Here is a 12,721-nt window from a genome sequence, read left to right on the forward strand (position 1 = left end):
TCAGATCAGAGAATACGTCCCTTCCGTCCTAAGAGCCGGAGCTTTTCTAATGACGAGCGAAGGGCAGCGTATAAATTAGGGTGGTACCACGAACGCATTCGTCCCTACGGAGATGCGTTCTTTTTTATTTTCCAAAGGAGGAAACGAAAAGATGAGGCAGGACAAATTGTTAATTCCTACACTGAGAGAGGCGCCTGGCGACGCTGAGGCGAACAGCCACAAGCTGCTGGTGCGTGGAGGCTATATCCGGCAGCTGGCGGCGGGCGTGTATACGTATTTGCCGCTGGGCTGGCGGGTGCTGAAGAAAGCATCCGACATTGTGCGCGAGGAAATGAACCGCGCCGGAGCGCAGGAGCTGCTCATGCCCGCGATGCAGCCTGCAGAGCTGTGGCAGGAGTCCGGCCGCTACCATGTATACGGGCCTGAGCTGATCCGGCTCAAGGACCGTCATGATCGGGAATTTGCCCTTGGACCAACCCATGAGGAAGTTATTACGACACTCGTTCGCAATGATGTCACTTCGTACCGCAAGCTGCCGATGAATTTGTACCAAATTCAGACGAAGTACCGCGATGAGCGCCGTCCGCGCTTCGGGCTGCTGCGGGGCCGCGAATTTTTGATGAAGGACGCCTATTCGTTTGACACGGATTGGGAAAGCTTGGACAAAGTTTACCGGGAAATGTACGCGGCCTATGAACGTATTTTTACCCGCTGCGGCCTTGATTTCCGGGCTGTAGAAGCGGATTCCGGTTCCATCGGGGGCGAGGGAGAAACCCATGAATTCATGGCGCTAGCCGAGATTGGCGAAGACACAATCGTAAGCTGTACCGCCTGCGATTATGCGGCCAACCTGGAGAAGGCGGAAGCCGGGTTTGCGGAGGCGCCGCCGCGCAACGTGGATCAGCTTGCAGGAATCGAGAAAATTTATACGCCGGGAACATCTTCCATCAGCCAGTTGGTGGAGTCGCTGGGGATTCCTGCCGACCAATTTGTGAAGACGATGATCTATATCGCTGACGGCAAGCCGGTGGCGGTCTTGATCCGGGGCGACCACGAGGTCAACGAGCTCAAGCTCATGGCGCTGCTGGAAGCGGAGGAAGTACGCCTTGCCGAGAATGAAGAAGCTGTAGCTGCCGGTGTCGTCGTTGGCTTTGCCGGACCTGTAGGGCTGGATCTGCCTGTAGTTGCAGACCGCGATGCCGCCAATTTGGCAGCCTGGATCGTGGGCGCGAACGAACGGGATTACCATTTGAAGCAGGTGGTTCCCGGCCGCGACTTCAAGCTGGAGAAGATCGGCGACCTGCGCAACGCGGCCGAAGGCGACGTTTGTCCGCACTGCGGCCAGCCGCTGCAGTTCCACAGAGGCATCGAAGTGGGTCATGTGTTCAAGCTGGGAACGAAGTACAGCGAAGCGCTTGGCGCTACTTACCTGGATCAGGCGGGCAAGACGCAGACCATGATTATGGGTTGCTATGGCATCGGCATTTCGCGTATCCTGTCCGCCGTGACAGAACAGCGCAGTGACGGAAGCAGCATGGTATGGCCTGTCGGCATCGCGCCGTTCCATGTGCATCTGATTCAGATTTCGGCCAAGGACGAAGCGCAGCGCAAGCTGGCGGAGGAGCTGTATGCGCAGCTGCAAGCCGCCGGTATTGAAGTGCTCCTCGACGACCGCGACGAGCGGGCGGGCGTTAAGTTCAAGGATGCCGACCTGATGGGCATTCCGCTGCGGATCACCGTCGGAAAGCAGGCGGCAGAAGGCTTGGTCGAGTTCAAAAACCGCGCCGAGGACGTGAGCGAAGTATACAGCGCGGAGAAGGTGCTGGCTGAGGCAGTTTCATTCGTTAAGGGTTAAGGGATAACATTGTGCAACTTCTATAAGGATTTGATGTGAAAAAAAACAGGTGCCGCCTCTCCCGTGGTTCAATTGCTCCAGCCGGGACAGGCGGCACCTGTTTTTGTGATTGCTTCCGTGACGCGATTAAAGCGAATTATGTCGTCACCATTTGCCCGCCGCCTCACATGCACCACTTCGCCGCTGACGGTCCTGATGCTGCGGAGGAAACGTAAGGATCTTCTCCTCGCATACCGTTTCTTTTTCATAGTACGGATATACCGGGTTCATAGCGCAAAGACTCCTTTCTGCTGAAAAAAATCGTATGCACTAGCTATATGCATTCGCCTATGGGACGTTACGGACAGCGCACAGGTTATCTTCGACTTTCCCCAGGCGATCGTCTAAAATAGAGATTAACAGCAAGAAAGAAGCTCCGCCTGCAGGCCGGCATTGCCGAGCTGGCTTTAGGAAACGGCGCTTCGCCGGAAGTTTGCAGGTGACCCTGTACAACAACACAACAACACGAGAAATGAGGGAATGATATTGCAAAAGCTAGTATTCTTTGTCGGAGTAGCCGGAACAGGCAAAACCACGGTTGCCCGTAAGCTTGCGGAGCGCATGCCTGCGGCATTTTTGGATCGCGATACGGTTGGCGGCCGGTTCGTTGAGAAGGTTCTCGAATCAAACGGGCTGGACAAGAACGACCGCGATTCGGAGTTTTACAAGAAGCATCTGCGCGATCTGGAGTACGACACGACCAAAGACATCTGTATCGATAATCTCGCGGCAGGCCAGAGCGTGTTCATGATCTCCCCGTTTACGGCGGAGCTCAAGAACAAGGCGTGGATTGAAGAGGTGCTGGCAGCGGCAGGACGCAGCAAGGCGGATGTGGACGTGAAGGTCATCGTGGTGACGCTGCAGGATATGGACGTTCAGAAGCAGCGGATTATCGAGCGAAAGACCGACCGCGATACGTGGAAGCTTGAGCACTGGGACGACTTCAAGCAGCGGGTGGACTTCGTGCCGACAATCAATTGGGATATTCCCGAGTCCTCCATCCGGATTTTTGACAACAGCGGGGAATTGACGGACGAGAAGGTGGAAGGACTGTATCAATTTTTGACTTTGTGATTCAGTTCAAGGGGAGCGCTGCCTTGGCAATCTAACCTTAGGAGGCCTTGCAATGATTCAATTTCCGAAACCGGATGTCGAGCAATTTTTTCAAACGTATGTCATTCGCAGCTTCGCTGTGACCAAAGACGAGAAGCGGCTGATTTTCAGCAGCAATCTGAACGGCCATCCCAATTTGTGGGCGATGAACTTGCCGGATACGTATCCAATCCCGCTTACATATAACAATCAAAATGCGAATTTTATAAAGCCGGATCCAGACGGACGGTTTATTCTCGCAGGGTTTGACCGGGACGGGGACGAGAACTATCATTTGTACGCTTTGCCTCCCGAAGGCGGAAGTCCGCTCAAGCTCATCGAGGCAAAGGCGGAGGACAAGTTTTATTTCAGCCATTTGTCGAAAGACGGCCAGAGACTCTATTACGTGACCTCCCAAGAGAATCCGAATTATTTGAACTCCCGGGTTCGCAATCTGTCTACCGGCGAAGACAAGCTGATTTATTCGGGAAAGGAAGCTCCGACGTCTTTGGCAGCGGTCAGTCCGGATGAAGACCGGTTTATCCTGGTGAAAATGTATGCGAATACCCACCAGATCGCCTTTGTCCAGGCTGGTGACGAGCAGATCGCCTTGTCTCCCGATCCGGAGCGGGTGCAGGTGAACCAGAATTTTATTTTTACAGATAACGATACGATTATCTTTACCACGGATTTTGACAGCGAATATGCTTATGTGATGCAGTACAGCCTGGCGAGCCGCGAATTTTCGATTGTTTGCCAAATTGCCGGTGAAGTGGTGGGGCCCCTGGAATGGCACAAGGAGCCCGGAACCCTTTATTTCTGGACTGAAAAAGGGACGGAGCAGCGGATGTATGTGAAGCCTTCAGGCACAGGCGAGGCGAAGCCGATCGACCTTCCGGTGGATGTCGTGGAACAGACCCATATCGCGGATTCCGGCAATGTGTATATCTTGGGGCGGGGCGCTGTTCAGCCGTTCAACATCTACCGTCTCGAAGACGGGAAATGGACCGCGCTGACCCAAAACCGGGTAACGGGCCTTGCGAAGGATGATCTGGTTTATCCGGATGTAGTCCGGTACCCATCTTTTGACGGTCTGGAAATCGAAGCGCTTCTCTTCAAGGCGAAGCCGGAAGCGGCCAACGGCTACACAATCTTCTGGCCGCACGGCGGGCCGCAGGCGGCTGAGGGCAAGTTCTTCCGCGCGATGTTCCAGTTTATGCTGGCCTACGGATACAACATCTTTGCTCCAAATTTCCGGGGCAGTACGGGCTATGGCTCGGAATTTGTGAAAATGGTCGAAGGCGACTGGGGCGAAGGGCCGCGCCTGGACTGCGTTGCCGGGATAGAATGGCTGTTCGAGCAGGGCATTTCGAGCCGCGACAAGCTGTTTGTCGTCGGCGGAAGCTTCGGCGGCTACATGACACTGCTGCTCGCCGGACGCCATCCGGAGTATTTCCGGGCTGCGGTCGATATTTTCGGGCCGAGCAACCTGTTCACGTTCATCGAGTCCGTCCCGGAAGACTGGAAGCCGATCATGGAACGGTGGCTCGGCCATCCGGAGCGGGACAAGGAACGGCTGATCAAGGATTCGCCGATTACCTATCTGAAGGATATGGGGGGGCCGATGCTGGTCATCCAGGGCGCCAATGATCCGCGCGTCGTCAAGGCGGAATCCGATCAAATCGTGGCCGCTCTGAAGGAACAGGGGACTGAGGTTGAGTACATCGTACTGGACGATGAAGGCCACGGCTTTTCCAAGCGCAACAATGAAGTCGTCGTCTATCGCCGCATGCTGGAATTTTTGAATAAACATCAGTCCTAGAATGGGAGGAGAATTCGAAAATGAGTGCTCACGAAATTGATTACATGATTCATGGTAATGAAATGCAATGCGTGGAGGTTCAGCTTGATCCGGGCGAAAGCGTGATAGCGGAAGCGGGCAGCTTTATGATGATGGATCCGGATATCCGGATGGAGACCGTGTTTGGCGACGGCAGGGGCGGCGGTGGCGGCATGCTTGGCAAGCTGATGGGCGCGGGCCGCAGGCTGCTGACCGGAGAGAGTCTGTTCATGACCGTATTTACGCATGCCGGTCACTATGGACGCCAGAGCGTAACTTTTGCATCGCCATATCCGGGCAAAATTATTCCCCTTGATCTTTTGCAGTACGGCGGCAAGATCATCTGTCAGAAGGATTCGTTCTTATGTGCCGCCAAAGGCGTCTCCATCGGAATTGAATTCCAGCGAAAGCTCGGAGCCGGCTTCTTCGGCGGCGAAGGCTTCATCATGCAAAAGCTGGAGGGAGACGGACTCGGCTTCGTCCACGCCGGGGGCCATGTCATGGAGAAGGAACTTGCGCCGGGTGAGGTGCTCCGTCTGGATACCGGCTGTCTGGTGGCCTTCACGTCTTCCGTTGATTACGATATCGAGTTCGTCAAAGGGATTAAATCCGCCCTGTTTGGCGGCGAAGGCTTGTTCTTCGCCACCCTGCGCGGTCCCGGCAAAGTATGGGTACAGTCGCTTCCGTTCAACCGGATGGCCGACCGCATTCTGGCCGCTTCCGCCGGCTTCGGCAGAAAGGAAGAAGGCAGCCTGCTCGGCGGGCTCGGCAATTTGCTGGACGGCAAATAGAAAAGGCAATTCGGGAATCGCGGGCGCTTTGGCCAGGGAGGTTGATGGAGAGGCTTGTTATGCAAGCCTCCCGCAGGCTGCCTTCCAGGGTCAGCCCTCTTTTTTTGCCATTAAATCGCGGGCTGACCTACCTGTTCTTCTCCCATGCACGGCTCGGCACATCCATAGAAATCTCATTCGCCCGCCAGCTCCTGCTCAATCGCGGCTTTAATATCCTCATAAGCCATGGTGCGCAGCACTTTGCCGTTAACGACAAAGGTTGGAGTTCCGTTAACCCCGTAATATCCCCCGATTTTAAAATCCTCCTTCGCCTGATGCAGGTAGGTGTGCTCCTTCACGTCCTTTTCATACCGGGCCTGGTCAATGCCGGACAGGTTGTCCTTGGCGAACCGGATCAAATACTTCGGAGTCGCCCAGATTTCGGTCTCCTTCCCTTGATGCTCGTACATCTTCTCGTAGAACTCCCAGAACTTGTCGTTGCTCTGGCGGTACACAGCTTCTCCGGCTACGGCGGCTAGATAAGAATCGCGGTCAATAAATGCATAATTCATGAAAAAGAATTCCACTTTGCCGGTATCAACAAATTCCGTTTTGAATTTCGCGAAGTTTTGCAGGGTCCATTTTCGGCAGACCGGACATTTGAAATCGCCAAATTCGATCACTTTCACCTTGGCTGCGGGATCGCCGAGATGCGGCTGCTCTTCGTACTTGAAGCCGTTTACCACAATCTTTTCCTTGTCATCCGTGTAATTCGGGAGACCCTCAAGCTCGGAAGCGCGCTCTTGTCTATTCATAAAGACAAGCGCACCGAACAGCACGACGAACAGGGCGACCAGAGCAAAAAACATGTTTTTCTTGTTCAAATTGAAATTCCTCCAGGTAGTCGGTTGGATTGCACCAAGGAATTCGGATATACCATTTAACCCCTTGGAATGATGTGAACATTATAGAAAGAAAAGACTGCGGAAGAATGTTAGGTTTCTAACTTCATTTGGATAAAAGTACAAGAAAATGGGGGAGTTTATGGCAAAATGTTGAACATTCCCAAAATGACAAATAATAAAATTTGTCATTTGATATTATGTGTGCTATAATGAGGAACTAGGAGGTGATCCGTTTCTTTCATGAACAAGAAATCAACGGTTTTAACCAAAGCCGAAATTTTGGACGCCGCTGAAGCCGCTTTGCGGAAGTACGGTCCCGATAAAACCTCTGTCACCGATGTGGCGAAGATGCTCAAGGTAAGCCATGGAACGCTGTACCGGCATTATGAGAGCAAATCGGCGCTGAAAGAAGCCGTAACGGAGCGCTGGCTGGAGCAGAAAATTGTGGCGCCTTTAACCGAAGTGAGCAGCATGCAGGAAGAGAATAAAGCCGAGCATCTGAAAAGGTATATTCGCGGCCTCATCGAGTTGAAAAGGGAGTTTTCCCGGAATGATCCGGAGATGTTCAGGATGTATGCGGAGGTCACGGAAGCCGCTGCGGACCTGATCTATCAGCATTTGTCTGTCATTACGGGACAGCTGGAGTCTCTGATTGCCGCCGGAATGGAGAACGGGCAGATCAGAAGCGGCGATGCGGGCGCATTGGCGCAGGCGATTTTTCATGCGACGTCCCGGTTTCATCATCCCTCCCATGCGTATGAATGGAGTGCTCCGGAGATTGACGGGCAGTTCGAACAGGTGTGGGATTTGCTGGCCCGAGGTTTTATTTTATAACCCTAAGGAAGAAGGATGAACATGGAACAATATTTGAATGGCAAGGTGGCGCTTGTTACCGGCGCATCGAGAGGAATTGGACGCACGATCGCAAGCCGGCTTGCGGATTTGGGCGCTAAGGTGGTCATCAATTATTCCAGCAGCCCGGAGCACGCAGAAGCCGCAGTGCAGGAGATCAAGGACAAGGGCGGAGAAGCGAAGGCCATTCGGGCCGACATCAGCCAGGTATCCGAGATTGCCACGCTGTTTGAGCAGACGATCCAGGCTTTTGGCCAAATCGATATTCTGGTCAATAATGCCGGAATCATGATTACCAAGCGGCTTGGGGAAGTAACGGAAGAGGAGTTTGACAAGCAGTTTGCCATCAATGTCAAAGGTACTTATTTTGCCTGCCAGGAGGCCCTGCGGCATATGGAGGAACGCGGCCGGATTATCAATCTGTCCACGTCCGTCGTGGGCCAAATGTTCCCGGCTTACAGCATTTATGCAGGCACAAAAGGCGCTGTGGAGCAGTTTACCCGGCAGCTTGCCAAGGAATTTGGTCCGAAACAGATTACGATCAACGCCATTGCGCCTGGACCTGTGAATACCGAATTGTTCAATGTGGGCAAGACCGAGCAGCAAATCGAGGGCATGAAAAAGATGAACGCCTTCGGCCGGCTCGGGGAAACCGAAGATATTGCGAGTGTCATTGAATTTCTCGCCAGCGACAAGTCCCAGTGGGTGACAGGCCAGACGATTCGGGTCAACGGCGGATTTATTTAATCGTTCATCAGCGATAACGTGTAAGCCGATAAAAAACCTGCTCCGCTTTATTTGCCGGGAGCAGGTTTTTATCTTTGCGAGATGCCTTATTAAAAGGTATAGGTCGGCTGCCAAAGCACGATCTCGTTCGCAGCCAGGCTTGCCGGAATGTCGATCAGCATTTGGTTGGAGCTGCCGCAGTAGCGGAGGGAAGGATCGCGCAAGCTCTCTTCAAAGCGCCCGTCCACCACGACGCTGCAGCGGCGGAGCAGCCCGTACTCCGGAGACGAGGGGTCGGCGATCAATTGCTCATAGGTATAACCGGTGTAGATCCAAATATTGATAGGACCTGTCCTTGCCTGAAGCCGGTCAATGAACGCGCTCACCTCAGCCGCAGAGAAGAAGGGATCGCCTCCAAGCAGGCTAAGTCCGCTGAGCAGCGGGTTGCCTGCGATATCGGCAATGATCTCCTCCTGTTTCTCTATCGTAAAAGGTTCTCCGTACCCGAAATTCCATGTCGCCGGACTGAAGCAGCCTTTGCAGCGGTGGCGGCAGCCGCTGATGAACACGACCGCCCTGAGTCCTTCGCCTTCGTTAATACTTTCGGGATAGTAGCCGCATAGATTCATGGGGTATGCTTCACCCGGTCACGCACTTCCGCCTGCTTGGCGCTGTTGAAGCGGGTTTGGAAATCCCCGGTCAAGTAACCGGTAACCCGGCGCAGACGGCGGATATGTACATCTTCCTCATGGCTGCCGCAGGAAGGGCAGACGGCCCCGATAATGCCCTCAAATCCGCAGGCTGAGCAGCGGTCGATCGGGTGGTTAATGCTGAAGTAGCTGACCTGCTGCTTAAGCGCATATTGAACGATTTTCAGAAAAGCTTCCGGGTTGCTGCGGGCATTTCCGTTGAGCTCGATATACGAGATGGCGCCGGCGTTGCAAAGGTCATGAAAACGCGCTTCCAGCTTGATCTTGTTCGCCGCCTGAATCGGATAATATACCGGAATATGGAACGAGTTGGTGTAGTATTCCCGGTCCGTTACCCCTGTAAGAGAGCCGTAGGTGTGGCGGTCACGCTTCGTAAATTTTCCGGCCAAGCCTTCCGCGGGTGTGGCGAAGAGCGTGATGTTGAGATCCAACTCGTCGCTTTTGCGGTCGCAGTACTCCCGCATGTACCGGATCAAGTCAAGCGCCTTGCTGTATACGTGCTCGTCTTCTCCGTGGTGCTTGCCGTACATGGCCTTCATGCACTCGGCCAGTCCGATGAATCCAATGGACAGGCTGCCGTGCTTCAGCAAATCGCCTACGGGCTCGTCAGGAGCCAGCGTCTCTCCGCCTTCCCATACCCCTTCACGCATCATAAAGTCGGAAGCTTTGGCTTTCTGTTTGCGCTGGATGCTGAACCGGTGGAGCAGCCCTTCCAGCGCAATGTCCAGATAGCGGTCCAAAGCGTGGTAAAAGCCTGGTTCGTCAGCCGTTTTTTTGCGGCCCAGCACGATTCCGTGTTCAATGCCCAGCTTAACGAGGTTGATCGTATTAAACGACAGATTGCCTTTGCCGGACAGATGGTTTCGCCCGAACCGGTCGCTGAGCACGCGTGTCCGGCAGCCCATGGTGGCAAATTCCGTATTCGGATCGGCCGGATCGTAATATTGCAGATTCAGCGGCGCATCGAGGTTGGCAAAGTTCGGATACAGCCGTCTGGCCGAGCATTCGGCCGCTTTCAGGAACAGCGCATAGTTCGGGTCTTTGGGCGACTGGTTCACGCCCTGCTTGCATTTGAAAATCTGGATCGGAAAAATCGGCGTTTCCCCGCTGCCCAGCCCGCGGATCGTTGAGGTCAGCAGCGCACCGATCACCATTTGCCCTTCCGGTGAAGTGCAGGTCCCGTAGTTGATGCTTGTGAACGGAATTTGTCCGCCGGCCCGGCTCGACATCGTGTTCAGATTATGGATCAGGCTTTCGGCGCCCTGCAGCGTCTCGCTTTCCGTTTCCTTAAGCGCATATCGGAACGATTTCGGATAGCGAAGCTTCAGATCGAACCGGGACAGCGTAATTTCCCCGAGATCCGCCCCGTCCTGTTCTTCAAAATATTCGAGGCCTTTGCGAAAATATTTGGAGAAAGATTTTGCGACAAAAGGCGCCAGGTCAAAATCGATCTTGTTGGCAGACACCCCGCCGTACTGGGAATTTTGCTGAGATTGAAAAATAATAGCTACAAGAGCCATGGCCGTCATGATCGAATTCGGTGGCCGGACGCTGCCGTTGCCGGTATTAAACCCTTCATGCAGCAGCTTGTCGAACGGAATGAAGATGCAGTTTGTGGTGCCGATCGCGTATTGATCCAGATCATGGACGTAAACGTAATTTTCCTCAATCGCCTGAACGACGGATTTTGGCATAATAAAGTTCTTGGCATACCATTTGGCATATTCGCTCCCGAATTTACTCATTTTTCCCGAAAAACTCTCCCCGTTGAGATTGGCATTCTCCCGCAGCAGCTCCAGATCCTTGCTTTCGATAATGTCCTCACCCAGTGAAATGATTTCATGCAGCAGCATTTGCTCGCGAACGTTATTAGTTGGATTCAGCAGTGCCATATGACCCGAAACTCCTTTCCCAAATAAGCAGTTAATTGCTATGTAAAGTATATGCACATACATTCGTATGACCCTAAACGATACACTATATATCGTTGTGTTTTGAAGATCATACACCAACATATAGTGATTCGCAATGAGGTAACAGACACACAGCGCTGCGCCGGAAGCCCGTATGGCCTGTCCCTATTGGGCTCCCGGGTGTTTGTGAATTTTTTGCAAATTTGAATGAGGGCAATTTTGGCAAACCGGCCGGGTGCTGGTACAATGAAAGCATCCATAAGGCGAGGAGTGAATGAAATGGCCATTGCAGAGGTAACGGTGCTTCCGGTCGGCACAGGATCGACGAGCTTAAGCTCTTATGTAGCCGAAATGCAGCACGTGCTTGAGAAACTGGAAGGGATTCAGTACCAGCTGACCTCGATGAGCACCATTATTGAAGGTCCGCTGGACAACGTGTTCGCCGCGATTGCAGCCCTGCACGAAGCTCCGTTCAACCAGGGAGCGAAGCGTGTATCGACTTCGGTCAAGATTGATGACCGCCGCGACAAGCCCTCTTCTTCGGAACAGAAGCTTCGCTCTGTGCGCGAGAAGATGTAGTGTTTGTTGTTTCTGATCTGCGGGGACGGAAAAATTCCAGTTATTTTGGGGTTGAAAAATGTACGGGACGAGTTTATAATATATTTTGTTTGACGCCAAAATAACTTGCTGGTGTAGCTCAGGGGTAGAGCAACGCACTCGTAATGCGTAGGTCGGGGGTTCAATTCCCTTCACCAGCATCCCTTGCTAATATTTCCCGCCAGATCAACGTTTGTTAGCCGTTGAATGTCACGGTTAGGCTGACGAAAGGCCAACGCATTCCGCGCGATAATTCGTAAGAACGTTGGTTCAGATACGCGGTGAATACGGAGCCTCCTACGATAATTTTTGTAGGAGGTTTTTTGATATGTCGAAAGATCCACGTTCGGGAAAAACGGCAGTAATCAATAAACGAACGATGCGCGGCAAGGATATCGGGTCAACGGCGTTAGATATCGGATTCGACTTGTTTTACAGCGCGAAGAGGACGGAGGGGGTGCGGCAGCGTACCCTCGCCGATTATAAGAGTTATTGGCGTTATTTCCGCGAATGGTTATCGGAGAGTCATCCGGAAACGGTCTCCGTCGGTCAAATTACGACCGTTACCCTGCGCGAGTACATCGAGTATATGTCGTATGAGCACAAGCGTTACGAGGGCGTAGAATGTCGCAAGAAGGATGGGAAAACACTCTCACCGGCGACCGTGTCCTCCAGGCTTCGCGCGCTCCAAACGATCTGCAAGTTTTGGGAATCGGAAGGGCTTACGGAGAAAAACGCGGCGGAGAAGATAAAGGCACCGCGCATGGACATGCCGGAGAAAAGCGTATTCACTGACGAGCAGCTTGCAGCATTGTTGGCCGCGCCAGACACAAGTACATACGCCGGCTATCGGGACCGCACACTTATGCTTTTGCTCGCGGATTCTGGCCTACGGATCAATGAGGCGCTCCAATTAGAGCCCGCGTTCCTCGATATTCAGGCGCGCTGCATACGGTTGCCGGGGCCGCTGAATAAGAACCGCAAGCCGCGCGTTGTCCCTGTCTCCGTTTCGGTACTGCGCGAGCTAATCCGGTTAATGGAAGAGACGCAAGGCTACTTCGATACGCCGTTTATCTTCGTATCAAACTACGGTGATCGGTTACAGGCGGATCATTTCCGTAAGCGGCTGCGCCAGTACGCGATTGATGCCGGAATTGACCAGAAGAAAACGAAGGTATCTCCGCACCGATTCCGCGACTATTTCTGCACGAATTACCTTCTCAATGGGGGCGACTTATTCACATTACAAAGAATCGTTGCGCACGCCGACATTAAGACAACGCAGGGCTACGTTAAGTTGAACGAAACGGCGATCCGCGACAGCCACGCCCAGTATTCGCCAATGTCTAAAATACGTCTATCACGCGGAAGGAAGAAACGATAAAAATAGCGCTCGGTCCTACGCGGATCGGGCGCTTTTAT

Annotated in this window: 12 protein-coding genes and 1 tRNA gene; 9 read left to right on the forward strand and 4 right to left on the reverse strand. The window is 53.2% G+C overall.

Going from position 1 to position 12,721, the window contains the following annotated elements:
- The first annotated feature begins 151 nt into the window (after positions 1-151).
- Positions 152-1,855: a proline--tRNA ligase gene (locus K7397_RS11375; RefSeq protein ID WP_223068078.1), complete on the forward strand. Its 1,704-nt coding sequence runs from the start codon at positions 152-154 to the stop codon at positions 1,853-1,855.
- 144 nt (positions 1,856-1,999) lie between these two features.
- On the opposite strand, the gene K7397_RS21845 is transcribed toward K7397_RS11375, so the two are convergent.
- Entirely contained in the window at positions 2,000-2,125 is a 126-nt protein-coding gene (locus K7397_RS21845; RefSeq protein WP_273545614.1) for a hypothetical protein, read from the reverse strand.
- 255 nt (positions 2,126-2,380) lie between these two features.
- Here K7397_RS21845 and K7397_RS11380 point away from each other — a divergent pair, with 255 nt between their 5' ends.
- From K7397_RS11380 to K7397_RS11390, 3 genes are read left to right on the forward strand one after another with little or no spacing between them, the layout of a single operon-like run.
- The gene (locus tag K7397_RS11380; RefSeq protein WP_223068079.1) at positions 2,381-2,968 is read left to right on the forward strand and encodes a P-loop nucleotide/nucleoside kinase family protein; all 588 of its coding nucleotides are present in this window, start codon (positions 2,381-2,383) and stop codon (positions 2,966-2,968) included.
- 52 nt (positions 2,969-3,020) lie between these two features.
- A complete protein-coding gene (locus K7397_RS11385) occupies positions 3,021-4,808 on the forward strand; it encodes a S9 family peptidase (protein WP_223068080.1) in 1,788 nt (595 codons plus the stop codon).
- Positions 4,809-4,828: 20 nt separating this feature from the next.
- On the forward strand, positions 4,829-5,617 hold the full coding sequence (locus tag K7397_RS11390; protein ID WP_223068081.1) for a TIGR00266 family protein: 789 nt from the start codon (positions 4,829-4,831) through the stop codon (positions 5,615-5,617).
- Between the two features lie 173 nt (positions 5,618-5,790).
- Here K7397_RS11390 and K7397_RS11395 read toward each other — a convergent pair whose 3' ends face one another.
- The gene (locus K7397_RS11395; protein WP_237690858.1) at positions 5,791-6,480 is read right to left on the reverse strand and encodes a DsbA family protein; all 690 of its coding nucleotides are present in this window, start codon (positions 6,478-6,480) and stop codon (positions 5,791-5,793) included.
- A gap of 261 nt (positions 6,481-6,741) precedes the next feature.
- Here K7397_RS11395 and K7397_RS11400 point away from each other — a divergent pair, with 261 nt between their 5' ends.
- Both K7397_RS11400 and K7397_RS11405 read left to right on the forward strand, forming a co-directional pair.
- A complete protein-coding gene (locus tag K7397_RS11400; RefSeq protein ID WP_223068082.1) occupies positions 6,742-7,335 on the forward strand; it encodes a TetR/AcrR family transcriptional regulator in 594 nt (197 codons plus the stop codon).
- A gap of 21 nt (positions 7,336-7,356) precedes the next feature.
- Complete coding sequence (locus K7397_RS11405; RefSeq protein WP_223068083.1) at positions 7,357-8,100, forward strand: SDR family oxidoreductase; 744 nt, start codon at positions 7,357-7,359, stop codon at positions 8,098-8,100.
- 89 nt (positions 8,101-8,189) lie between these two features.
- On the opposite strand, the gene nrdG is transcribed toward K7397_RS11405, so the two are convergent.
- Both nrdG and K7397_RS11415 read right to left on the reverse strand, forming a co-directional pair.
- Positions 8,190-8,708, reverse strand: coding sequence for an anaerobic ribonucleoside-triphosphate reductase activating protein (gene nrdG / locus K7397_RS11410; protein WP_223068084.1), 519 nt, complete (start codon positions 8,706-8,708; stop codon positions 8,190-8,192).
- The gene (locus K7397_RS11415; RefSeq protein WP_223068085.1) at positions 8,705-10,681 is read right to left on the reverse strand and encodes an anaerobic ribonucleoside triphosphate reductase; all 1,977 of its coding nucleotides are present in this window, start codon (positions 10,679-10,681) and stop codon (positions 8,705-8,707) included. Before K7397_RS11415 ends, nrdG begins: the two co-directional genes overlap by 4 nt.
- Before the next feature lie 300 nt (positions 10,682-10,981).
- Here K7397_RS11415 and K7397_RS11420 point away from each other — a divergent pair, with 300 nt between their 5' ends.
- The 3 genes from K7397_RS11420 to K7397_RS11430 all read left to right on the forward strand — a co-directional run bounded on the left by K7397_RS11420 (position 10,982) and on the right by K7397_RS11430 (position 12,683).
- Positions 10,982-11,281 carry an MTH1187 family thiamine-binding protein gene (locus K7397_RS11420; RefSeq protein ID WP_223068086.1) on the forward strand — a complete coding sequence of 100 codons (300 nt, stop codon included), beginning with the start codon at positions 10,982-10,984 and terminating at the stop codon, positions 11,279-11,281.
- Between the two features lie 107 nt (positions 11,282-11,388).
- Positions 11,389-11,460: transfer RNA gene (locus K7397_RS11425), tRNA-Thr, on the forward strand.
- A 167-nt stretch (positions 11,461-11,627) separates the two neighbouring features.
- On the forward strand, positions 11,628-12,683 hold the full coding sequence (locus K7397_RS11430; RefSeq protein ID WP_223068087.1) for a tyrosine-type recombinase/integrase: 1,056 nt from the start codon (positions 11,628-11,630) through the stop codon (positions 12,681-12,683).
- Positions 12,684-12,721: the final 38 nt, after the last annotated feature.

The sequence above is a fragment of the Paenibacillus caui genome (assembly GCF_019904135.1).
Classification (GTDB): Bacteria; Bacillota; Bacilli; order Paenibacillales; family Paenibacillaceae; genus Fontibacillus; species Fontibacillus caui.